The 23,312-nt window shown below is 45.5% G+C and carries 18 protein-coding genes and 6 tRNA genes; 1 reads left to right on the top strand and 23 read right to left on the bottom strand.

The features are described from left to right. Positions 1-83: 83 nt before the first annotated feature. From AB4161_RS10300 to pncC, 11 genes are all read right to left on the bottom strand, one after another. Positions 84-160, bottom strand: a tRNA-Arg gene (locus AB4161_RS10300). Positions 161-240: 80 nt separating this feature from the next. Next, a tRNA-Arg gene (locus tag AB4161_RS10305) sits at positions 241-317 on the bottom strand. Positions 318-384: 67 nt separating this feature from the next. Next, positions 385-461: transfer RNA gene (locus AB4161_RS10310), tRNA-Arg, on the bottom strand. 89 nt (positions 462-550) lie between these two features. Further along, positions 551-643, bottom strand: a tRNA-Ser gene (locus AB4161_RS10315). Between the two features lie 44 nt (positions 644-687). Continuing rightward, a tRNA-Arg gene (locus tag AB4161_RS10320) sits at positions 688-764 on the bottom strand. 43 nt (positions 765-807) lie between these two features. Next, positions 808-900: transfer RNA gene (locus AB4161_RS10325), tRNA-Ser, on the bottom strand. Positions 901-1,374: 474 nt separating this feature from the next. Then, positions 1,375-1,572 (bottom strand): carbon storage regulator CsrA, encoded by a 198-nt coding sequence (csrA, locus tag AB4161_RS10330; protein ID WP_004415691.1) that lies wholly within the window; start codon positions 1,570-1,572, stop codon positions 1,375-1,377. Between the two features lie 92 nt (positions 1,573-1,664). Continuing rightward, the gene (locus tag AB4161_RS10335; protein ID WP_017063224.1) at positions 1,665-2,846 is read right to left on the bottom strand and encodes an aspartate kinase; all 1,182 of its coding nucleotides are present in this window, start codon (positions 2,844-2,846) and stop codon (positions 1,665-1,667) included. A gap of 220 nt (positions 2,847-3,066) precedes the next feature. Then, the gene (gene alaS, locus AB4161_RS10340) at positions 3,067-5,649 is read right to left on the bottom strand and encodes an alanine--tRNA ligase (protein ID WP_372083301.1); all 2,583 of its coding nucleotides are present in this window, start codon (positions 5,647-5,649) and stop codon (positions 3,067-3,069) included. A 332-nt stretch (positions 5,650-5,981) separates the two neighbouring features. After that, positions 5,982-7,022, bottom strand: a complete 1,041-nt coding sequence (gene recA, locus AB4161_RS10345; RefSeq protein ID WP_017056586.1) for a recombinase RecA — start codon at positions 7,020-7,022, stop codon at positions 5,982-5,984. A 139-nt stretch (positions 7,023-7,161) separates the two neighbouring features. Then, positions 7,162-7,656, bottom strand: a complete 495-nt coding sequence (pncC, locus tag AB4161_RS10350) for a nicotinamide-nucleotide amidase (RefSeq protein ID WP_029235458.1) — start codon at positions 7,654-7,656, stop codon at positions 7,162-7,164. 124 nt (positions 7,657-7,780) lie between these two features. On the opposite strand from pncC, the gene mutS reads away from it, so the two are divergent. Next, a complete protein-coding gene (mutS, locus tag AB4161_RS10355) occupies positions 7,781-10,342 on the top strand; it encodes a DNA mismatch repair protein MutS (RefSeq protein WP_017059026.1) in 2,562 nt (853 codons plus the stop codon). Positions 10,343-10,475: 133 nt separating this feature from the next. On the opposite strand, the gene rpoS is transcribed toward mutS, so the two are convergent. The 12 genes from rpoS to relA all read right to left on the bottom strand — a co-directional run bounded on the left by rpoS (position 10,476) and on the right by relA (position 23,292). Beyond that, positions 10,476-11,456, bottom strand: a complete 981-nt coding sequence (gene rpoS, locus AB4161_RS10360) for an RNA polymerase sigma factor RpoS (protein ID WP_017059027.1) — start codon at positions 11,454-11,456, stop codon at positions 10,476-10,478. 98 nt (positions 11,457-11,554) lie between these two features. After that, entirely contained in the window at positions 11,555-12,469 is a 915-nt protein-coding gene (nlpD, locus tag AB4161_RS10365) for a murein hydrolase activator NlpD (protein ID WP_065676608.1), read from the bottom strand. 34 nt (positions 12,470-12,503) lie between these two features. Beyond that, positions 12,504-13,130: a protein-L-isoaspartate(D-aspartate) O-methyltransferase gene (locus AB4161_RS10370; protein ID WP_017059029.1), complete on the bottom strand. Its 627-nt coding sequence runs from the start codon at positions 13,128-13,130 to the stop codon at positions 12,504-12,506. After that, positions 13,131-13,874 carry a 5'/3'-nucleotidase SurE gene (gene surE, locus AB4161_RS10375; protein ID WP_017059030.1) on the bottom strand — a complete coding sequence of 248 codons (744 nt, stop codon included), beginning with the start codon at positions 13,872-13,874 and terminating at the stop codon, positions 13,131-13,133. Between the two features lie 81 nt (positions 13,875-13,955). Beyond that, a complete protein-coding gene (gene truD, locus AB4161_RS10380) occupies positions 13,956-15,002 on the bottom strand; it encodes a tRNA pseudouridine(13) synthase TruD (protein WP_017059031.1) in 1,047 nt (348 codons plus the stop codon). Positions 15,003-15,024: 22 nt separating this feature from the next. Further along, on the bottom strand, positions 15,025-15,504 hold the full coding sequence (ispF, locus tag AB4161_RS10385; RefSeq protein ID WP_004739053.1) for a 2-C-methyl-D-erythritol 2,4-cyclodiphosphate synthase: 480 nt from the start codon (positions 15,502-15,504) through the stop codon (positions 15,025-15,027). 2 nt (positions 15,505-15,506) lie between these two features. Further along, positions 15,507-16,208, bottom strand: coding sequence for a 2-C-methyl-D-erythritol 4-phosphate cytidylyltransferase (ispD, locus tag AB4161_RS10390; protein ID WP_372083302.1), 702 nt, complete (start codon positions 16,206-16,208; stop codon positions 15,507-15,509). Beyond that, entirely contained in the window at positions 16,208-16,489 is a 282-nt protein-coding gene (gene ftsB, locus AB4161_RS10395) for a cell division protein FtsB (RefSeq protein ID WP_010435786.1), read from the bottom strand. The genes ispD and ftsB overlap by 1 nt, the downstream gene beginning before the upstream one ends. Before the next feature lie 401 nt (positions 16,490-16,890). Beyond that, complete coding sequence (gene eno / locus AB4161_RS10400) at positions 16,891-18,189, bottom strand: phosphopyruvate hydratase (RefSeq protein ID WP_017063215.1); 1,299 nt, start codon at positions 18,187-18,189, stop codon at positions 16,891-16,893. A gap of 81 nt (positions 18,190-18,270) precedes the next feature. Beyond that, a complete protein-coding gene (locus tag AB4161_RS10405; protein WP_017063214.1) occupies positions 18,271-19,911 on the bottom strand; it encodes a CTP synthase in 1,641 nt (546 codons plus the stop codon). 150 nt (positions 19,912-20,061) lie between these two features. Next, positions 20,062-20,859, bottom strand: coding sequence for a nucleoside triphosphate pyrophosphohydrolase (mazG, locus tag AB4161_RS10410; RefSeq protein ID WP_136973764.1), 798 nt, complete (start codon positions 20,857-20,859; stop codon positions 20,062-20,064). 210 nt (positions 20,860-21,069) lie between these two features. Further along, complete coding sequence (gene relA / locus AB4161_RS10415; RefSeq protein ID WP_017059036.1) at positions 21,070-23,292, bottom strand: GTP diphosphokinase; 2,223 nt, start codon at positions 23,290-23,292, stop codon at positions 21,070-21,072. Between the last annotated feature and the right edge of the window lie 20 nt (positions 23,293-23,312).

A 23,312-nucleotide genomic window follows, 5' to 3' on the forward strand; every position in this document is an offset into this window, starting at 1 on the left:
GCGCACGGTTTTAGTATCAATTCGTTGTAAACAACAACTCAATACAAGGATTTCTGTTCTTATAAGAAAGAAGCCCTAAATAGTGGCGCGTCCTGGAGGATTCGAACCTCCGACCGCCTGGTTCGTAGCCAGGTACTCTATCCAGCTGAGCTAAGGACGCACGGTTTTTGATATTAATTTTCGACGAACGATTTATCAATATCAGGATTCACATTCTTATAAGAACTAAACCCTAAATAGTGGCGCGCTCTGGAGGATTCGAACCTCCGACCGCCTGGTTCGTAGCCAGGTACTCTATCCAGCTGAGCTAAGAGCGCACGGTTTTAGTATCAACTTAGTCAATACAAGGACTTTCATTCTTAAAAGAAATAAACCCTTAAATAGTGGCGCGTCCTGGAGGATTCGAACCTCCGACCGCCTGGTTCGTAGCCAGGTACTCTATCCAGCTGAGCTAAGGACGCACGGTGTTCATTCATTAAGAATGAAGTTGTGAAATATATCACATTCTTCTTGCTACGAAGAAAAAAAAAGGCCATCGGCCTGTAATGAATGGCGGTGAGGGAGGGATTCGAACCCTCGATGCAGCTACAAACCACATACTCCCTTAGCAGGGGAGCGCCTTCGGCCACTCGGCCACCTCACCTAATTCATTATTCTCAAATCACTTACAAGTAAGAGAAGAGAGAATGGCGCGTCCTGGAGGATTCGAACCTCCGACCGCCTGGTTCGTAGCCAGGTACTCTATCCAGCTGAGCTAAGGACGCACATTTACATTGTCTAAATTGCTAATTTTAGACTCGCAAGAAATGGCGGTGAGGGAGGGATTCGAACCCTCGATGCAGCTACAAACCACATACTCCCTTAGCAGGGGAGCGCCTTCGGCCTCTCGGCCACCTCACCGTCTTGCGGAGGCACATATTACGTTTTACCGAAAATATGTCAAACACTTTATTGAAAAAAATTGGACAAAAACACTCAACCGTTTGCTATTTAATCAAAGCGCTTGCAAATTGAACTTATAAGATTCAAATCGCGCTTTTTCCCTTAAAAATTAAGGTGAAAGATTGGCAATAATAAACAGCCGAAAACAATTATCTAATTTCTCCAGAAGCAAGTGCTACCGCTGATGGCACAATACTACGGGATGCGTATTTTCGCCATAGGGGAAGCGAATAAATCTTGAGTTTTGCCAAACAAAATACAGAGCAACAGTTCTGTTCAACCTTGTCTGTATCTCGCAGCATCACAAAGCATTCACTTCACCACTTTGAGACCGATCCGTTATCCAACCCATCTATGTCCCAATCAGTGTTTCGGTTCCCCAAGATCAAAAAAGGCTAGCAACAATGCTAGCCTCTTCTCTACGCAAAAGTATTAGTAGTTGCCAGATGCAACGTTACCATTACCTTTTTCAGCTTGAATGCGCATGTAGATCTCTTCACGGTGAACAGATACTTCTTTAGGTGCGTTAACACCGATACGTACTTGGTTACCTTTAACGCCTAGTACAGTAACTGTTACTTCATCACCAATCATCAGTGTTTCGCCAACGCGGCGAGTCAAAATTAGCATTCTTTGCTCCTTGAGTAATCTCTAAATTTATCTAGCTACGAGAGCATTATCCAACAAAAGTTATATTTTCGTAAACTATCGATTGAGTTTATTTAACCAAAATGCACTTCTTTTTTAGGATAACCCTGTGTTTCACGCGCTACGATGTATGCATTGTGTAATATGTTAGCAGCCATATCGACTTGCGTTGGTGATATCACCAAAGTTAAAGACTGCTGCTGCAATAAGTGATGCTGTACATCAATTTCGCCTTCAGACAACAATCCATGTGAACTGACCACAATTTCTTGTGTTCGGCTTCCTACCACAGTTAACAAACTAACCTGTTCACTATTACGGATTTTCTCAGCAAAAACTAGTTTTAATTTGGCACTTATGTCTTGTTTAATAATGAGTGCTGCCCGTTCTGTTTCCTCGATCACACTACAGACTTCGATCCCCAACAGTTGGCAATGTGAAATGAAAGACGGTAAATCTTCATTCAAACACTCGATACGCACCATATCTCTTTGGATGGCGATGCCAGCAATATCATTCAAACACTGATTACCCGCGATCAATGTGCCCTCGCCTTGTTCAAAGCTTGAAAGCACTCGCAATGACACGTTGTGCTGCCATGCATACTGAACACAAGGAAGGTGCAATACCTTAGCGCCTCGGCGAGCCATCTCTTCCATAGAAGGAAAGTCTAAAGTATCTAATTTCTGAGATTGTTTTACGACTCTAGGGTCACAAGAGTAAACACCATCTACATCAGTATAGATCTGGCATTCTTTCGCCTGCAAGGCACCTGCAAGCGCGACCGCTGTAGTATCTGAACCACCGCGGCCTAATGTCGTGATATCACCTTTCGCATTGAATCCTTGAAAGCCTGCAACAATAACAATCTGGTTGTCATCTAGCAGAGCTTGAATCGGAGCAGTATCAATACGCTCAATCGCAGCATTATTATGATTAGAATCCGTGTGTATCTTGGCTTGATAGCCAGTCATCGATGTCGCTTCATAACCTAACTTGTGTAACGTCATTGCTAACAAGGCCATGGAAACTTGCTCGCCAGCCGTTAACAACACATCCAGTTCTCTAGCGTTTGGTACGCTATCAACTTGCGTGGCTAAATTAACTAACCGATTTGTTTCACCAGACATAGCAGAAACGACAACCACGATCTGGTTCCCTTCATTTTTCGCTTCAATGATTTTTTCTGCTACATGATGGATTCGTTCAATTGAACCCACCGACGTTCCACCAAATTTCTGCACGATAAGAGGCATTTTCACCCGTCCTCACCTTCCCAAGACCAATGTCTATATATGACAAAAAAACACATACTCCGCGTCAGGGCGAAGCAATAAAAAATTAACCAAGGAGTCTAACGCCACCATTAGACTTCTTGGTTAATCTCAATCAAACCTTGTTTAAACACACTTCCAATAGGCAAAATAAAAGATGCCCAATCAACTGATTGGGCATCTTTGTATCAATTACTTAAGCTTAAAGACGCTCTTCTAGCCAAGTACGCACAGATTTAAGCGCTTCTGGCAGTGCTGCAACGTCTGTACCGCCCGCTTGAGCCATATCTGGACGACCGCCGCCTTTACCGCCAACTTGCTCAGCAACCATCTTGACGAGATCACCCGCTTTTACTTTGCCGATTAGGTCTTTGGTTACACCAGCAATCAAGCCAACTTTACCGTCTGCTACGTTCGCGATCAGGATGATGCCGCTACCTACTTGGTTTTTAGCGTTATCAACCATAGTACGTAGGTTCTTGTTGTCTGCGCCTTCAATTGCAGCAACCAAAACTTTAGTACCAGAGATGTCTTCTACTTTGCCCATGATGTTTGCGCTTTCTGCAGCAGCCATCTTTTCTTTAAGCAGTTGGATTTCTTTCTCTAGCGATTTCGCTTTCTTAGCTGATTCAGCAAGTTTCTCTTCGTAAGCGTTAGCCTGAGCTTCTACAGCATCTAGAGCAGCTTCACCTGTTACCGCTTCAATACGACGAATACCCGCAGCAATACCACCTTCAGAAGTGATCTTGAATAGACCGATATCACCCGTGTTGCTTGCGTGGATACCACCACAAAGCTCAGTAGAGAAATCGCCCATAGATAGAACGCGCACTTCATCATCGTACTTCTCGCCAAACAGTGCCATTGCACCTTTTTCTTTCGCTGACTCGATGTCCATGATGTTGGTTTCAATCACGTGGTTCTTACGAACTTGTGCGTTAACCAAACGCTCTACTTCTTTAATCTGTACCGGTGTTACCGCTTCAAGGTTAGAAAAGTCAAAACGTAGGTTGTCTGGCTTAACTAAAGAACCTTTTTGTGCAACGTGCTCACCTAGAACTTCGCGCAGTGCAGAGTGAAGTAAGTGAGTTGCAGAGTGGTTTAGTGAGATAGCAGCACGACGCTCAGCGTCAACCGTTGCTTCTACTTTATCGCCTTGAGCAAATACACCTTCAACTAGCTCACCGTGATGCGCAAATGCGTTACCTAGCTTCTGAGTGTCTTGTACTTTGAATAGACCAGATGCTGTTTTTAGCGTACCAGCGTCACCACATTGACCGCCTGACTCAGCGTAGAATGGTGTCTCTTCCAGGATGATGATTGCTTTGTCGCCAGCCGATAGTGAAGATACTTCTTCGCCGTCAACGAATAGCGCAGAGATTTCACCAGCACCTTCAGTTGCTGTGTAACCACAGAACTCAGTGTTGGTGTCTACTTTGATTGTCGCGTTGTAATCCGTGCCGAATTGGCCTGCTTCACGTGCACGCTTACGCTGTGCTTCCATCGCCTTCTCAAAGCCTTCTTCATCGATAGTAAAATCGCGTTCGCGAGCTACATCGTTAGTCAGGTCAGCTGGGAAGCCGTATGTATCGTAAAGTTTGAAAACTGTTTCGCCGTCAAGCTCTTTGCCTTCAAGTGCATCTAGTGCGTCATTAAGAATAACCATGCCGCGCTCTAGCGTACGACCAAAGTTCTCTTCCTCAATGCGAAGTACTTTTTCAACCAGCTCTTGCTGTTTCTTAAGTTCATCTGCCGCAGAGCCCATCACTTCAGCCAGTACGCCCACAAGTTTGTGGAAGAACACGCCTTGTGCGCCAAGCTTGTTACCGTGACGAACTGCACGACGGATGATACGACGTAGAACGTAGCCACGACCTTCGTTTGAAGGCATAACACCGTCAGCAATTAGGAATGAACAAGAACGGATGTGGTCAGCAATAACGCGTAGCGATTGGTTAGATAGATCGTCATGACCAACAACTTCCGCAGTCGCTTTGATTAGCTTTTGGAATACATCAATTTCGTAGTTAGAGTGAACGCCCTGCATGATTGCAGAAATACGCTCAATACCCATACCTGTATCTACAGCAGGCTTAGGTAGCGGTTCCATTGTGCCGTCAGCGTGACGGTTGAACTGCATGAATACGTTGTTCCAGATCTCGATGAAACGGTCACCATCTTCTTCAGGTGTACCAGGACGGCCGCCCCAGATGTGCTCACCGTGATCGTAGAAGATTTCAGTACATGGACCACAAGGACCTGTGTCACCCATCGTCCAGAAGTTATCAGACTCGAACTGTTTACCGCCTTCTTTGTCGCCAATGCGAACGATACGGTCAGCAGGAACACCTACTTTCTTGTTCCAGATATCGAATGCTTCATCATCTGTCTCGTATACCGTTACCAGTAGACGATCTTTTGGCAGTTGAAGAGTTTCAGTCAGGAATTCCCAAGCAAATCCAATCGCTTCTTCTTTGAAGTAGTCGCCAAAGCTGAAGTTGCCTAGCATTTCGAAGAACGTGTGGTGACGAGCCGTGAAACCTACGTTTTCAAGGTCATTGTGTTTACCACCCGCACGTACACAACGCTGAGCCGTAGTTGCTCGAGTGTAGGCACGCTTTTCGGCGCCTAAGAAGCAATCTTTGAATTGGTTCATACCTGCGTTAGTGAATAGCAGGGTTGGATCGTTATGTGGAACTAACGATGAACTGTCTACGATTTGGTGTTCTTTGCTCTCAAAGAACTTAAGGAACGCGTTGCGAACCTCATCAGTGCTCATGTACATGCAGCTCTTCCTGAAAATAGTCGAGTTAGAATTTTGCCGTATTGTAGATCATGGTTAAGGCTTCGACTAGTTTTCTTGTAGAAAAGACACCCTTGGGCAGGATTTTAGTGGGAATTCGATAAAATGAAGAATATTCCACTATATCTTGCCGTGGAAAAGCAGAACTAAATTGACGACCTAGTACCGAAGAAACTCAGTCAACGAGAGAGATTTGACCAAAGACATGCTCGACGGAGCAGATCCAATAAAAAAGCCCCGCATAAAATATGCGAGGCTTTAAATTCTTTCAAAGCGGATGCTTCTTTCAAACATCCACTCTATAAAACGTGAGCTTATAGCTCTTCGTTTTCTTCTTCTTTCTCTACGTCTTTCTCTTCAAGAACAGCAGGAGTCAGTAGTAACTCACGAAGTTTAGTATCGATCTCTAGAGCAACTTCTGGGTTTTCACGTAGGTATTTACCAGCGTTAGCTTTACCTTGGCCGATCTTATCGCCTTTGTAGCTGTACCAAGCACCTGCTTTTTCTACTAGCTTATTCTTAACACCTAAGTCGATAAGCTCACCTTCGCGGTTGAAGCCTTTACCGTAAAGGATTTGAGTCTCAGCTTGTTTGAATGGTGCAGCAATCTTGTTCTTAACGACCTTGATACGAGTTTCGTTACCAACAACTTCATCACCATCTTTAATCGCACCAGTACGGCGAATATCAAGACGAACAGATGCGTAGAACTTAAGTGCGTTACCACCTGTTGTTGTTTCTGGGTTACCGAACATCACACCAATTTTCATACGAATTTGGTTAATGAAGATAGCCATACAGTTAGACTGCTTAAGGTTACCCGTCAGCTTACGCATTGCTTGAGAAAGCATACGAGCCTGAAGACCCATGTGGCTGTCGCCCATTTCGCCTTCGATTTCTGCTTTTGGTGTTAGGGCTGCTACTGAGTCAATAACAAGAACGTCGATTGCACCTGAACGAGCCAGTGCATCACAGATTTCCAGCGCTTGCTCACCAGTATCTGGTTGAGAAACAAGAAGTGCATCGATATCAACACCAAGCTTTTGAGCGTAGATAGGGTCTAGTGCGTGCTCCGCATCAACGAATGCACACGTCTTTCCCACTTTCTGTGCTGCAGCAATAAGCTCAAGCGTTAGCGTTGTTTTACCTGATGATTCTGGACCGTAAACTTCTACGATACGTCCCATCGGTAGGCCACCAGCACCTAGTGCGATATCTAGAGATAGAGAACCTGTAGAAATAGTTTCTACGTCCATTGTGCGGTTATCACCAAGACGCATGATAGAACCTTTACCAAATTGCTTTTCAATCTGACCAAGGGCTGCGGCTAACGCTTTTTGTTTATTCTCGTCCATTTCTATCTCCACATAATCGGTTGTCTCAACAAGCGATCTAGAATCTATTTCTAACCCACATAGGGGTGACTAATTGGCTTTCATTATACTGTTGATTCATACAGTGTCTATACCTGTATGAAAATAATTTGTACAAATGTTACTTACCTTCCATTGATAGGTAATCATAAATAACTTGCAGGGCATGGTGCGTGGCTTGTTGGCGTACTTGTGATCTGTCGCCTGTAAATACATGCGTTTCTACTTTATCCCAGCCATTTAGCGCTTTCCACGCGAAGCATACTGTACCAACAGGCTTATCTTCGGTCGCGCCACCTGGGCCAGCGATGCCACTGATTGATACAGAGATCGTCCCGTTTGAATGTTGCAATGCCCCGCTAGCCATTTCTATTACGACAGGCTCACTCACGGCGCCGAACTCCATTAAGGTTTTAAGCTGTACACCGATCATCTCTTGTTTGGCTTCATTGCTGTACGTAACAAAAGCGCGATCAAACCATCCAGAGCTGCCCGCAATATCGGTGACTGCACTCGCGACACCTCCGCCAGTGCAAGATTCAGCCGTCACTAACACGTGTTTGTGTTTAGCGAGTAAATGTCCAAGCTGCTCACTAAGGTCTTGAGTCATCTGCATCATCTGCTTCCCTTTATTTACTGTCATATCATTTGGATTCGCATCTTTTCGCATCAGCCGCTTTTCGCACGAAACGCTTTCACGTATCCTAAGCCGCAATAGAAATAAACGAAAGAAGTTAACTGTGAAAGCCGATCAAAAACATACTCCCATGATGCAGCAGTATCTAAAACTGAAAGCAGAAAACCCAGAAATTCTGCTGTTCTACCGCATGGGCGATTTCTACGAGCTTTTCTACGATGACGCTAAAAAAGCCTCTCAACTCCTCGATATTTCACTGACTAAGCGTGGCTCATCAAATGGTGAACCGATTCCGATGGCAGGTGTTCCATACCATGCGGTTGAAGGATACCTTGCAAAGTTAGTGCAACTTGGTGAGTCCGTAGCAATTTGTGAACAGATTGGTAATCCAGCACTTTCAAAAGGCCCTGTTGAGCGCGCAGTAGTGCGTATCGTGACACCGGGTACCGTAACCGACGAAGCCTTGCTTTCTGAACGCGTTGATAACCTAATTGCAGCCATTTATCACCACAACGGTAAATTCGGTTATGCGACACTTGATATTACCTCTGGCCGATTCCAACTTTGCGAGCCAGAAACAGAAGAAGCGATGGCCGCTGAGCTACAAAGAACCTCTCCGCGTGAGCTGCTGTTCCCTGAAGATTTCGAACCCGTCGATTTAATGGCAAGCCGTAATGGCAACCGCCGCCGCCCTGTATGGGAATTTGAATTAGACACCGCTAAGCAGCAATTGAATAAGCAGTTTGGTACTCGCGATCTGGTTGGCTTTGGCGTAGAAAGCGCGAAACTGGGTCTATGTGCGGCTGGTTGTTTGATCCAATACGTGAAAGATACCCAACGTACTGCCCTCCCTCATATCCGTTCACTCACGATGGATAAACAAGATCACTCGGTGATCCTTGATGCTGCAACTCGTCGTAATTTGGAGATCACGCAAAATCTTGGGGGTGGTACTGATAACACCCTTGCCGAAGTACTTGATCACACTGCGACAGCAATGGGTAGCCGTATGCTTAAGCGTTGGTTACATCAACCAATGCGCAATATATCTGCACTCGATCAGCGCTTAGATGCAATTGGTGAAATGAAAGATTTGGCTCTATTCACAGAACTACAGCCAACCTTAAAACAGATTGGTGATATCGAACGTATTCTCGCTCGATTAGCACTTCGCTCTGCTCGCCCTCGCGATATGGCGCGTCTTCGCCAAGCAATGGAATATTTGCCAGAGCTTGCTGAAACACTGACGCAACTGAAGCACCCATACCTAACTCAACTTGCTCAATATGCTTCTCCTGTGGATGAGGTTTCTGAGCTGCTTGAACGTGCAATCAAAGAGAACCCACCGGTGGTTATCCGTGACGGTGGTGTGATTGCAGAAGGCTACAATGCCGAGTTAGACGAATGGCGCGACCTTGCAGCAGGCGCAACTGAATTTCTTGATAAGCTTGAGCAAGAAGAGCGTGAACGTCATGGCATCGACACGCTAAAAGTTGGCTACAACAACGTACATGGTTTCTTCATTCAAGTAAGCCGTGGGCAAAGCCATCTTGTGCCGCCACACTATGTTCGTCGTCAAACGCTGAAAAATGCTGAGCGTTACATCATTCCTGAGCTAAAAGAGCACGAAGACAAAGTACTTAACTCTAAGTCGAAAGCACTCGCTATCGAGAAACAGCTGTGGGAAGAGTTGTTTGACTTACTACTGCCGTATCTAGAGCGCCTACAAAATATCGCCTCTTCAGTATCTCAGCTTGATGTTCTACAGAACTTGGCTGAGCGTGCAGATACCCTTGATTACTGTCGTCCAACCATGACAGAGTCTGCTGGCGTACAAATTCAGGCCGGTCGTCACCCTGTTGTTGAACAAGTGATGGACGAACCTTTCATTGCTAACCCTATCGACCTGAATGATCAACGTAAGATGCTGATCATCACGGGTCCCAACATGGGTGGTAAATCGACCTACATGCGCCAAACGGCACTCATCGCATTGATGGCTCATATCGGTTGTTATGTTCCTGCAGAAAGCGCAACCATCGGCTCTATCGACCGTATCTTTACGCGTATTGGCGCATCCGATGATTTGGCTTCTGGCCGTTCAACCTTCATGGTTGAGATGACAGAAACCGCAAATATCCTGCACAATGCAACACCAAACAGCCTTGTGCTAATGGATGAAATCGGTCGTGGTACCAGTACTTACGATGGCCTGTCTCTGGCTTGGGCAAGTGCAGAGTGGCTAGCCAATCAAATCAATGCGATGACACTGTTTGCAACGCACTACTTTGAGCTAACTGAACTACCTAACCAACTTCCAACTTTAGCAAACGTACACTTAGATGCGGTTGAGCATGGTGATAGCATTGCCTTTATGCACGCAGTTCAAGAAGGTGCTGCAAGTAAATCTTATGGTCTAGCGGTTGCAGGTTTAGCTGGCGTACCGAAAGCAGTGATCAAGAATGCTCGTGCGAAGCTGACTCAGTTAGAAGCGTTAAGTATGGAGTCGCCAACATCGAAGCCAAGCGGTGTCGATATCGCAAACCAACTGAGCCTGATCCCAGAACCGAGTGAAGTAGAGCAAGCACTAGCGAATGTTGATCCTGATGATCTAACACCTCGCCAAGCATTAGAAGAACTCTACCGCTTGAAGAAACTACTCTAGTTTAAGAAGTACTCTAGTTTAAATAGCTAAGCGCTGTGGTTCTTAGCTGAAGTAAAAGCCAAACCAGAAGCTAAAACTAAAAAACGCTGACATGAGGTCAGCGTTTTTTTATGTCGATATCGTGGAATATCGTTTAGTCGTTTTCAACGTTGAACAAGTTTTCCATGTTCAGACCTTGTTTGATCAGAATCTCACGTAGACGGCGAAGACCTTCAACTTGGATTTGGCGAACTCGCTCACGAGTTAGGCTGATTTCACGGCCAACTTCTTCTAGCGTTGACGGCTCATAGCCTAATAGTCCAAATCGACGTGCAAGCACTTCTTTCTGCTTCGGATTCAGTTCATCAAGCCAGAATATCAGTGAGTTCTTGATATCGCTATCTTGAGTTGAAACCTCAGGATCTGAATTATTGATGTCTGGAATAATATCCAACAGTGCTTTCTCACCGTCACCACCAATTGGCGTATCTACAGAGCTCACTCTTTCGTTTAGACGAAGCATCTTACTCACATCACCAACTGGCTTATCTAGCTTAGAAGCAATTTCTTCCGCCGTTGGTTCATGATCAAGTTTTTGTGATAGCTCTCTTGCGGTACGCAGATAGATGTTCAGCTCTTTCACAACATGGATTGGCAAACGGATAGTGCGAGTCTGATTCATTAACGCACGTTCAATGGTTTGACGAATCCACCATGTCGCGTAAGTTGAGAAGCGGAAGCCACGCTCTGGATCAAACTTCTCTACGGCGCGAATTAAACCTAGGTTGCCTTCTTCGATTAGATCGAGAAGTGCAAGGCCGCGGTTGCTATAACGACGTGAAATTTTTACCACCAAACGCAGGTTACTTTCGATCATGCGTTTACGTGCTGCTTCATCACCGCGTAGAGCTCGACGTGCGTATAGCACTTCTTCTTCAGCGGTTAGTAGTGGTGAGAAACCGATTTCGCCTAAGTAGAGTTGAGTGGCATCTAAACTTTTAGACGTAACTTCAACTTCTTCTTTTGCTTCGGTTTTCTTAGTGACTGTTCGTTTTGCTTTTCCAAGAGCTTCCGGTTCCGTGGTTGCTTGGTCAAGATCGAACTCTTCTTTGGTTACTGCATTGCTTATACTCATAACGCCTCCCCCTGGCGAAATTAGCATGACATTACAACTTCATATGTCGCTAAATGACTATGTCACTCCATACAATACGTAATTTTTGCATATTGTATTTAAGGTAAATATCGTTTTGGATTAACGGATTTACCTTGGTAACGAATCTCAAAGTGCAGCCTAACACTGCTGGCTCCAGAGCTTCCCATTGTTGCAATCTTCTGCCCTGGTTTCACACTTTGCCCTTCAGATACTAATAGTCGGTCGTTGTGCGCGTATGCACTTAAGTAATTATCATTGTGCTTCACAATCACTAGATTGCCGTAGCCTCGTAGTGCATTACCCGAATAAACAACCGTTCCCCCTGCAGTAGATACTATTGGCTGACCTCGCTGTCCTGCTATGTCTATGCCTTTATTTCCTTGTTCGCCTACAGAGAAATTCTTGATTACTCTCCCTTTAGTTGGCCATAACCATTTGGATACTTTATCACTTGTTGGTTTGGTGGGCGGTGTAACATTCTGTTTACCTTTAGAACCAACATACTCCTTTGATTTGGATTGTTCAACCTTCTTTGGTGGATCTTTTTTCACCACTTTGGTGGTAGTTTGAGCTGGAGCCGGTTTAGAGTTTTTGCTCTTTTGTGGTGTGGTTTTCGGTTTACTTGCCGCAGATGACGTTGTGGATGCGGCGACAGGCGCAGCAACTGCTGCTGCCGCTACCGTTGACTTACCATACGCTGGCGCGTTGTAGCTAGGACGCCATAACTTAAGCTTCTGCCCTGGGTGGATAGTGTAAGGAGCAGACAACTTGTTATAACCGATGAGGTCTTTAACGTCTTTATTGGTGACATAAGCAATGAAGTAAAGGGTGTCGCCTTTTTTAACTTCATAGTAACTGCCACGATAACTACCACGATCAATCGATGAGTAATTCTTGTTTAGGTTTGAAACGGGCGCAGGCGAATTCGCTGCACACCCAACAAGGGCACAGCTAAGCAGTAAAGTACTTCCTTTTAACAACTTCGAACGCATCGACTCTCTATCCACCTACACCATTAGTCTTTTATTAAGCTAGCTCACCAGGAACAAGAGGTACAAATCTCACCATCTCGATAACACTCGATAAAAACTCATCGCCGTGTCGAACGATCTTCAATAGTTGCTGTTCGTCATCACCGACAGGAATCAGTAAACGACCGCCATCTTTCAGCTGTTGCAGAAGCGCTTGAGGAATCGACTCTGCAGCGGCGGTGACAATAATCGCATCAAAAGGGGCTTTTGAAGACCAACCTTGCCAACCATCACCGTGCTTAGTTGAGATATTGTAGAAATCGAGTTGCTTCAACCTACGCTTGGCATCCCATTGTAGCGACTTTATTCTTTCAACCGAATACACATGATCAACAAGTTGAGCCAATACCGCAGTTTGGTAACCAGAACCCGTTCCGATCTCCAAGACACGGCTATCTTGTTGTAATTCAAGTAGCTCTGTCATTTTAGCAACAATGTATGGCTGTGAGATTGTCTGACCCTGACCGATAGGCAGCGCATTATTATCATAGGCTTGGTGATACATCGCCTGTGATAAAAAGCTCTCTCTCGGCAGTTGGTAAATCGCATCAAGAACCTTTTGATCCTGAATACCATTTTCAATCAGGAAAGTAATTAAACGCTCAGCTTGCGGATTACTCACTTACTTCTCCCCTAACCATGTTGCCATCGCACCCAACGACTCATGCGCCGTCAGATCAACCTGCAACGGTGTTACCGACACAAAGCCATGCTCAATCGCGTAAAAATCGGTACCTTCACCGGCATCTTGCTCTTTACCCGGAGGGCCAAGCCAATAGATATCGTGACCACGCGGGTCTTTTTGCTTGATCATATCTTCAGCGTGATGACGAGCACCTAAGCGCGTCACCTGAGTACCAGACAATTGTTCTAAGGCTAAATCAGGAACGTTTACGTTCAACAAGCGGTTGGTCGGGATTGGGTTTGCTAAATGTTGTTCGACAATACGACGAGCAATCGCTGCCGCTGTCTTAAAATGTTTTTTTCCCACCAGAGAAAACGCTACCGATTGAACGCCTAGAAAATGCCCTTCCATTGCTGCAGCCACCGTGCCGGAATAAAGCACGTCATCACCCAGGTTAGCACCGTGATTAATGCCCGTTAATACCAGATCAGGCATGTCATTCTTTAGCAGTTCGTTTAACGCAAAATGCACACAGTCGGTCGGTGTTCCTTGTACCGAATAGGTATTTTCAGTAATCTCTTGAACACGCAGAGGCTGTTCTAAAGTTAATGAATTTGACGCACCCGAGCGATTACGGTCAGGGGCAACAATGATAACGTCAGCAAGATCACGTAGCTCATTTGCCAGCTCATGAATACCTTGAGCGTGCACACCATCATCATTGCTGAGTAAAATCTTCATCTTGTATCCTTTCTTTTGTTCCCATGCTAAGCCAAGTCACTTAAATTCCAATATCAAGTGACTCAGCTCCAAGCAGAATCGTTATTGCTCGTAGGTTCTCTCTACGTGTACTTCTTCAACCAATTCGCGAACGATCGCTGTTGCGAAACAACCCGCATCAAGAGAGAACTTAAGCGTGACATTATCTTCGTTCACTTCCCAAGTTAAGTCTGTTGGTTTCAGTGACGCTTCACGGCGATCATGACGCATACGGTTACCACGAATCAGAGCCATTAGATCCGGTTCAGCATCAAGGTGTTTCTGTTCTAGAGCTTGAGACTCATCAATCGTTGGTAAGGCATTATCGCCAGCCAAAGCAACAGTTATCAAAGCAGAACCGTTCGCAATGTCTTGGTTTACAGCTTCAATGTTGTCTGCTGTTACTGCCAGTTGAGCACCGTCTTTCACCACGATATCGCCAACCAATGCTGATGCAAACGCATCTTGCTCAATACGGTCTGAAAGGATCAGGTTGTAAATCCACGAACGAGCAGCAGAAAGGTACAAGCTGCGCTTATTCTGGTTACGAGTACGAACGTTATCGCGGCCCCAACGACGAGCTTCAGATAGGTTGTTACCTTCATTGCCAAAACGCTGAGCACCAAAGTAGTTTGGCACGCCCACTTGAGCGACTTTTTCCAAACGCTTGACCACATCATCGCAATCCGTTACTTCAGACAAGGTCAACTCAAATTGGTTGCCAACTAAATCGCCTGGACGTAACTTTTTGTTGTGTCGCGCTGTCGCTAAGATTTCAATGCTTGGGTATTGTGCTAAGAACCCTGAAAAGTCAGGCTCACCTTTCGGTAGGTGAACGCTCAACCACTGCTCTGTCACAGCGTGGCGGTCTTTCAAACCCGCCCAGCTCACGTCTTTCGACTTAACACCGCAAGCTTTAGCCAGCTCGTTTGCTACGAAGCTCGTGTTTTCACCAGTTTTACGAATACGAACCATTAGGTGCTCGCCTTCACCAGCAAACTCAAAACCCAAGTCTTCATTAACGACAAAGTGTTCGGCTTTTGCTTTTAGTTTTGCTTTCGCAGTTGGTTTACCGTTTAGATAAGCCAATGAAGATAAAATATCTGACATGCTGTTCTTTTCGTGTTGGTGCTTACGCACTTTTAGTAATTAGGACCACCGCTTCACATGCGATGCCCTCTTTGCGACCTGTAAAACCTAAACGCTCAGTGGTCGTCGCTTTTACATTCACATTGCTAATGCTGGTTTCTAGGTCTTGAGCAATAGCTTGGCACATAGAGTCTATATGAGGCGCCATCTTTGGAGCTTGCGCCATGATAGTAATATCGGCATTACCAATCACGTAACCTTGTTCTTTTACTCGACGGTAAACATCTTTCAGTAGCTCACGGCTATCCGCACCTTTCCATTCGTCATCGGTATCAGGGAAATGACGACCAATATCACCCGCAGCAATCGCACCCAATAGAGCGTCACACAACGCATGAAGGGCAACATCACCGTCTGAGTGTGCAATAAGACCTTGCTCGTAAGGGATGCTTACACCACCAATAATTACCGGGCCTTCACCACCAAACTTATGTACATCAAAGCCATGGCCAATACGAATCATCATTATTCCTTATTCTGACTTAAATAGAACTCAGCAAGCGCTAAATCTTCAGGCTGAGTAATCTTAAAATTATCTGAACGCCCTGCCACTAAAGCGGGCGATAAACCTTTCCATTCAAAGGCTGAGGCTTCATCAGTAATTGAAGCGCCTTGTTGCAACGCCTCATTTAATGCCTTCCACAGAGGCTTTGCTCTGAACATTTGCGGCGTAAGTGCATGCCATAAATCGGCACGCTCAACGGTATGCTCGATCTGCCCTTGGGCACCGCGCTTCATCGTGTCACGAACTGGAGCCGCTAAAATAGCGCCCACATCATGGCTCATCGCGCCGGAAATTAGCTTGTCGATATCACTTAGCTGAACACACGGCCTTGCCGCATCGTGAACCATTACCCAATCACTAAGCTGCTGCTCAGCGATATAGTTTAGCGCAGAGAGTACAGAGTCCGCTCGCTCGCTTCCGCCTGACACTCTGATCACTTGCGGGTTCAGGTTGAGTGCTAGATCAGGGTAGTATGGGTCATCATCGCTGATCGCAACGACAATTTGAGCGACTTGTGGGTGAGACAGTAATTTCTCAATGGTGTGTTCTAAAATTGTTTTGCCGTGAATCTTGAGATATTGCTTAGGGCGGTCTGCCTTCATTCGGCTACCGACGCCCGCCGCAGGTACAACGGCAATCACGCTTTGAAGTTGAGTCGACATTAATGGGATTCCTCACCAATGATGCGATAAAACGTTTCACCTTCTTTGACCATTCCAAGTTCATGACGTGCGCGTTCTTCTATCGCGTCTAAGCCTTGGCGTAGATCGTCAATTTCAGCAAACATTTCTGCATTTCGAATATGCAGCTTTTCATTTACTTGCTGTTGAACTTGGATTTCGTTGTTCACACCGTAGTAATCAGAGATACCATTTTTACCGAGCCACAGTGTGTGTTGTAGCCAGCCAAACACTATGAGCAGTACTAAAGCAAAAATTCGCATAACACCTTTCGCCGGTTGAAAAAGAAGGAACTAGAATAAGGCACATATATACCATAATGAGCTTATTGGTGCGAGATATGTGGTGTCAGGGAATCAATAAGTCGGGGAGTCATTGTCAGGAAAACAATGAGATTCCCTACTCCTTCCTTCGTCAGTCTAGGGAATGACGAACTTTATATGTGACAAGGAGGAGCTTTAGAGCCTAGAGCTTCTTTCATTCAGTTTTCTACAGACAAAAAAATGCCCCGCATAAGCGAGGCATTCAAAAGTATTAGTGCATAATTCTAACTAGTTGGTGCTGTAGCAAGGCAACAAAGAAGATTCAGCTATGGAGCATAGTTTCCTATGTGACTTAGTGAATCTTCTGCAGTTAACGCAGCTACAGTGCCAAATAGGACGAATTATTGACCTTTAACTTCTTTAAGACCGTTGTAAGGAGCTTTAGAACCTAGAGCTTCTTCGATACGGATAAGTTGGTTGTACTTAGCAACACGGTCAGAACGGCTCATAGAACCAGTTTTGATTTGACCTGCAGCTGTACCTACCGCTAGATCAGCGATAGTTGCATCTTCAGTTTCGCCAGAACGGTGAGAGATTACTGCAGTGTAGCCAGCGTCTTTAGCCATCTTGATAGCAGCTAGAGTCTCTGTTAGAGAACCGATTTGGTTGAACTTGATAAGGATAGAGTTAGCTACGCCTTTCTCGATACCTTCAGCAAGAATCTTAGTGTTTGTAACGAACAGATCGTCACCAACGATTTGAAGTTTGTTGCCTAGAAGTTCAGTTTGGTGCTTGAAGCCATCCCAATCTGACTCGTCAAGACCGTCTTCAATAGAAACGATTGGGAAGTTGTTCGCTAGCTCAGCTAGGTAGTGGTTGAACTCTTCAGAAGTGAAAGTTTTACCTTCGCCCTTCATGTTGTAGATACCAGCTTCTTTGTCGAAGAACTCAGATGCTGCACAGTCCATAGCAAGAGTAACGTCTTTACCTAGTTCGTAACCAGCAGCTGCAACAGCTTCTGCGATAACTTCTAGAGCTTCAGCGTTAGACTTAAGGTTAGGAGCGAAACCACCTTCATCACCAACTGCAGTGCTGTAGCCTTTAGACTTAAGAACTTTAGCTAGGTTGTGGAATACTTCAGCGCCGATACGTAGACCTTCTTTAAGAGTTTTAGCGCCAACTGGTTGGATCATGAACTCTTGGATGTCAACGTTGTTATCTGCGTGCTCACCACCGTTGATGATGTTCATCATTGGTAGAGGCATAGAGAACTGACCAGCAGTACCGTTTAGCTCAGCGATGTGCTCGTATAGAGGCATGCCTTTCGCAGCAGCAGCAGCTTTTGCGTTAGCTAGAGATACAGCTAGGATAGCGTTCGCGCCGAACTTAGACTTGTTATCAGTACCGTCTAGGTCAAGCATGATTTGGTCAACGTCAGCTTGTGCTTTAGCGTCAGTACCAACTAGAGCTTCAGCGATTGGGCCGTTTACAGCTTCAATAGCTTTAAGAACACCTTTACCTAGGAAACGTGATTTGTCGCCGTCACGTAGCTCAAGAGCTTCGCGAGAACCAGTAGATGCGCCAGATGGAGCAGCAGCCATACCTACGAAACCGCCTTCTAGGTGTACTTCAGCTTCTACAGTTGGGTTACCACGTGAATCGATGATTTCACGACCTAGAACTTTAACGATCTTAGACATTGAATGTTTCCTTCTCGTTGAATATATAAATGTCAAATTTAAAGGTAGCAGCACAACTTACGCAGCTACCTGTATTCCTTTTTACTTCTCTAACTCGCCGCGCTGGAACTCACCAGCCGCTTTAACGAAACCTGCAAACAATGGGTGACCATCGCGAGGTGTTGAAGTGAACTCTGGGTGGAATTGAGCAGCAACGAACCATGGGTGGTTCGGGTTCTCAATAACTTCAACCAGTTTCTTGTCCGCAGATAGACCCGATACTTTTAGGCCCGCTTTTTCGATTTGTGGACGAAGATTGTTGTTCACTTCGTAACGGTGACGGTGACGTTCATGGATCGTCGCGCTACCGTATAATTCGTAAGCTTTCGTCCCTTTCGCTAGGTGACAAAGCTGTGAACCAAGACGCATTGTGCCGCCAAGGTCAGATGTTTCTGTACGCTCTTCAACTTTACCTTCGCCATCAGTCCACTCAGTGATAAGACCAACAACTGGGTACTTAGTTTCAGTACAGAATTCAGAAGAGTGTGCCCCTTCCATTTTCGCAACGTTACGAGCGTACTCGATAAGTGCTACTTGCATACCTAGACAGATACCTAAGTACGGTACTTTGTTTTCACGAGCGTATTGAGCAGCAAGAATCTTACCTTCAACACCACGGTCACCAAAGCCACCAGGAACTAGGATTGCATCTAGGCCTTCTAAAACTTCTACGCCACGAGACTCAACGTCTTGTGAATCTACGTATTTAATATTAACGCTTAGGCGATTTTTCAAGCCCGCGTGTTTTAGCGCTTCATTTACTGATTTGTATGCGTCTGGTAGTTCAATGTACTTACCAACCATACCAATCGTCACTTCACCCGTTGGGTTAGCTTCTTCGTAAATTACTTGTTCCCATTCAGACAGGTCTGCTTCTGGAGCTGTGATGCCGAAACGCTTACATACAAGTTCATCAGTACCTTGAGCTTTAATAAGCTGAGGGATCTTGTAGATAGAGTCAACATCGCGCATAGAAATAACTGCATTTTCTTGCACATTACAGAACAGAGCAATTTTCTTACGCTCGTTCGAAGGAATGTTGCGGTCTGAACGACAAACTAGGATGTCTGGCTGAATACCAATAGACAGTAGCTCTTTTACAGAGTGTTGCGTTGGCTTAGTTTTCACTTCGCCCGCAGCTGCTAGGTATGGCACTAGAGTAAGGTGCATGAACATTGCGCGTTCACGGCCTAGTTCTACTGCTAGCTGACGAATCGCTTCCATGAATGGTAGAGATTCGATATCACCAACCGTACCACCAACTTCAACGATCGCGATATCGTGGCCAGCTGCGCCAGAAATTACACGCTCTTTGATAGAGTTAGTGATGTGTGGGATAACCTGAATAGTTGCACCTAGGTAATCACCGCGACGCTCTTTTGCTAGTACGTCTGAGTAAACACGACCTGCAGTGAAGTTGTTACGCTTAGTCATCTTGGTGCGAATGAATCGCTCATAGTGACCAAGGTCAAGGTCTGTTTCAGCGCCATCTTCCGTAACGAACACTTCACCGTGCTGAGTCGGGCTCATAGTGCCTGGATCAACGTTGATGTAAGGGTCAAGCTTCATCATGGTCACTTTAAGACCACGAGCTTCTAAAATAGCTGCAAGAGATGCTGCAGCAATACCTTTACCTAGAGAGGATACAACCCCGCCAGTAACAAAAATGTAATTTGTCGTCATGTTTAACCTGAAATTGGTTGAATGAGGGAAATGGACTACTTCTGGACGGGATGAAAATATACCAGAAGCCCCTTATCGCCACAACGTGAAATCTATCACACTGCTATTTTTTATTTTTTGCTTCAAATCAATTCATGATAAAAGCTTTGGTTATCTTTTCTCCGCCACTTTGACTTCATCCCACATGGAATCAAGCTGTTGTAGTGAAAAGTCAGTCAAATTTTTATCTTGCTGACGAACTTTTTGTTCCACCCCTTTAAAGCGACGCGAAAACTTGAGATTGGCTTTATTGAGTGCCGATTCTGGGTTTTTACCTAAATGTCGTACCAAATTGACCGTCGCAAACAGCAAGTCTCCCAACTCTTCTTCAACCAAATCTTCATTTGGCGTCACTTGAAGTGCCTCTTCCAGCACCTCATCGACTTCCTCTAAAACCTTATTAGCCACTGGGCCAATAGAGTCCCAATCAAAGCCATATTTCGCTACCTGTTTTTGAATCTTTGTAGCACGTGAAAGCGCAGGTAGAGAGTTTGGTATTGAGTCTAGAATACTTTCTTGAGTTTTGCCTGCCTGAGCTTTTTCTTTGGCTTTTTCAGCTTCCCAGTTGGCATTAATTTCTTCATCGCTCGCAAACTCGGTATCAGAAAACACATGCGGATGGCGGCGTGTTAGCTTTTCGTTAATGCCATCAACCACATCAGAGAACTCAAACAACCCCTGTTCTTTCGCTAACTGGCTATAGAAGATCACCTGAAATAGCAGATCACCCAGTTCTTCTTGTAGGTTCGGCCAATCTTTGTTGTGAATCGCGTCCACCACCTCGTAGGTTTCTTCGATAGTATGCGGCACAATTGTTTCAAAATTTTGTTTCAAATCCCAAGGACAGCCACCTTCTGGATCGCGCAGCTTAGTCATAATCTGTTCAAGTTGTTCAATCGGGTGATTCATCGTTTTCTTCCTATTCACTGTCTTTGATTTTTAAATTTATAACGTCTTCTAAAACTAAAAAAGGCGAGCAGCCAAAACCACTCACCTTTCTATTCTTTCCGTCATCCCCAAGAGCGAAGAATGAGCGAGTTGGGGATCTCAAATCGCTTTACGAGATTCCCTATCACGTTCGTCCCTCACTGTAGGGAATGACGTGGATAGTATTTTGGCCTACCCCAACCTTTTGACTGACATAACATCTTTGATTTGTTCTACTCGGCTGGTAACGCGACTCAGAATTTCAATATTGGTCACTTCCAAATCGAAATCCATTACCGATAGCTGACGCTTGTAGTCGATGCGGCTCTTCATTGTGGTCACGCTGATCTTTTCATTCGAGAACAGTGAGGTGATGTCTTTCAACAAGCCATTACGTTCTAGCGCTTCAACACGCAGCGTTAGGATGTATGAACCGACAAAGCCATTACCCCAAACGGTATCAATGATACGTTCTGGCGCATGCACGCTTAGCTCGCCTAGCTGTTCACAGTCAGCGCGGTGCACTGAGATACCACGACCTTGAGTGATGTAACCTTTAATCACATCACCTGGGATTGGCTGACAGCAACGCGCTAGGTGCGTCATTAGGTTATCAACGCCCTCAACCACTACCGCATCTTTCTTCGGACGACTCTGTTGTGCCGGCTTGTTTTCCGACTCAAGCAGTTTCTCTAGCGCTTTCTTGTCTTCTTCTTCCGCCGTTGGCTTATTCACTAGCGCATTGATGTGATTAACCACTTGGTTAATACGCAAGTCGCCACTACCAATACCTGCATAGAGTTCGTCTGGCGTATTCACGTTAAAGCGTTTTAGTGCGTATTGATCAGCATCTTTTAGGGTTGCGCCTACTTTCGCTAGCTCAACTTCCAGGATATCACGACCCGCTTCTAGGTTTTTCTCACGGCTTTGTGCGCGGAACCAAGCGTTGATTTTCGCTCGAGCTCGACCAGAATGAACAAAACCTGTGGTTGGATTTAACCAGTCACGAGATGGGTTCGGCTCTTTCTGCGTGATGATCTCAACTTGATCGCCCATCGATAGTTTATGAGTGAACGGTACGATACGCCCCGCTACTTTGGCACCGATACAGCGGTGTCCGACCATCGAGTGGATGTGGTAGGCGAAATCCAACGGGGTTGCGCCCATTGGTAAGTCGACCACGTCACCACGTGGAGTAAATGCGTATACACGGTCATCGAAGACTTGGCTACGTACCTCATCCAGCATCTCGCCAGAGTCCGACATCTCTTCTTGCCAGTCGATAAGTTTACGCAACCAAGTGATTTTCTCATCGTAGCCACTACGGCCGCTTGAAGCTCCTTCTTTGTACTTCCAGTGCGCCGCCACACCAAGCTCAGAGTCTTCGTGCATTTGCTTAGTACGGATCTGAATCTCAATGGTCTTGCCTTCAGGGCCAAGTACTACGGTATGAATCGACTGGTAACCATTTGGCTTAGGGTTCGCCACATAGTCATCAAATTCGCTCGGGAGGTGCTTGTATTTAGTGTGTACCACCCCAAGGCCGGCGTAACAGTCTTGCAGCTGGTCAGCGATAATACGTACTGCTCGTACGTCAAAAAGCTCATCGAAGGCTAAGCCTTTCTTCTGCATTTTGCGCCAGATACTGTAGATGTGTTTTGGTCGGCCACTCACTTCAGCATTGATGTTTGAACGCTGCATTTCTGCGGTTAAATCATCAACGAAATCTGTGATGTATTGTTCACGAACGATACGACGCTCAGACAGCTGTTTTGCAATCTGCTTGTAGGTATCTGGTTGTTGGTAGCGGAATGCGTAATCTTCGATTTCCCACTTAAGTTGGCCGATACCTAAACGGTTTGCCAGTGGGGCATAGATGTTAGAACACTCTTTTGCGGCCGCGCGACGCACAGCATCAGGCGCTTTTTTTACCTCGATAAGGTTACAGATTCGTTCAGCGAGTTTGATGACTACGCAGCGGAAATCATCGACCATAGCCAGTAGCATGCGTCGAACGTTATCAACTTGACCCGAGGCAGCACTGCCTTCAAGGGTCACGTTTAACTGGCCTAAGGCCGCCATTTCTTCAACGCCATCGATCAACTTTACGGTTTCTTTACCGTAGCTTTCTTCAAACGCTTCGCGCTCAAAAACGCCGCTTGAGACGACGGGGAAAAGTTGTGCAGCAATTAAAGTGGCACGGTCCATGGACAAGGTGACCAAGATTTCGATCATCTCACGGCCACGCCAAAGCAAGAGCGATGCTTGCTCGTGATCTTTTAAAAGTTCTTCACAGTGACGATAAACTTTAATCAGTTTATTCGAGGTTTTTGCGTCTTGATTCAATGACGCAATCCAACTTTCTAGCTCAAACTGTTCGCTTGGGTTTAAATGTGCGCTTCGTACCGCAACCATCATGCCTTCCTAGTTATTAT

Source organism: Vibrio sp. 10N.286.51.E5, assembly GCF_041469125.1.
GTDB classification, from domain to species: Bacteria; Pseudomonadota; Gammaproteobacteria; order Enterobacterales; family Vibrionaceae; genus Vibrio; species Vibrio crassostreae_C.

Excerpts from the sequence above, each read along its gene's own strand:
- csrA (WP_004415691.1), bottom strand. The coding sequence starts at position 1,572 with ATGCTAATTTTGACTCGCCGCGTTGGCGAAACACTGATGATTGGTGAT.
- AB4161_RS10335 (WP_017063224.1), bottom strand. The coding sequence starts at position 2,846 with ATGCCTCTTATCGTGCAGAAATTTGGTGGAACGTCGGTGGGTTCAATT.
- alaS (WP_372083301.1), bottom strand. The coding sequence starts at position 5,649 with ATGTACATGAGCACTGATGAGGTTCGCAACGCGTTCCTTAAGTTCTTT.
- recA (WP_017056586.1), bottom strand. The coding sequence starts at position 7,022 with ATGGACGAGAATAAACAAAAAGCGTTAGCCGCAGCCCTTGGTCAGATT.
- pncC (WP_029235458.1), bottom strand. The coding sequence starts at position 7,656 with ATGCAGATGACTCAAGACCTTAGTGAGCAGCTTGGACATTTACTCGCT.
- rpoS (WP_017059027.1), bottom strand. The coding sequence starts at position 11,456 with ATGAGTATAAGCAATGCAGTAACCAAAGAAGAGTTCGATCTTGACCAA.
- nlpD (WP_065676608.1), bottom strand. The coding sequence starts at position 12,469 with ATGCGTTCGAAGTTGTTAAAAGGAAGTACTTTACTGCTTAGCTGTGCC.
- surE (WP_017059030.1), bottom strand. The coding sequence starts at position 13,874 with ATGAAGATTTTACTCAGCAATGATGATGGTGTGCACGCTCAAGGTATT.
- truD (WP_017059031.1), bottom strand. The coding sequence starts at position 15,002 with ATGTCAGATATTTTATCTTCATTGGCTTATCTAAACGGTAAACCAACT.
- ispF (WP_004739053.1), bottom strand. The coding sequence starts at position 15,504 with ATGATTCGTATTGGCCATGGCTTTGATGTACATAAGTTTGGTGGTGAA.
- ispD (WP_372083302.1), bottom strand. The coding sequence starts at position 16,208 with ATGTCGACTCAACTTCAAAGCGTGATTGCCGTTGTACCTGCGGCGGGC.
- ftsB (WP_010435786.1), bottom strand. The coding sequence starts at position 16,489 with ATGCGAATTTTTGCTTTAGTACTGCTCATAGTGTTTGGCTGGCTACAA.
- eno (WP_017063215.1), bottom strand. The coding sequence starts at position 18,189 with ATGTCTAAGATCGTTAAAGTTCTAGGTCGTGAAATCATCGATTCACGT.
- AB4161_RS10405 (WP_017063214.1), bottom strand. The coding sequence starts at position 19,911 with ATGACGACAAATTACATTTTTGTTACTGGCGGGGTTGTATCCTCTCTA.
- mazG (WP_136973764.1), bottom strand. The coding sequence starts at position 20,859 with ATGAATCACCCGATTGAACAACTTGAACAGATTATGACTAAGCTGCGC.
- relA (WP_017059036.1), bottom strand. The coding sequence starts at position 23,292 with ATGGTTGCGGTACGAAGCGCACATTTAAACCCAAGCGAACAGTTTGAG.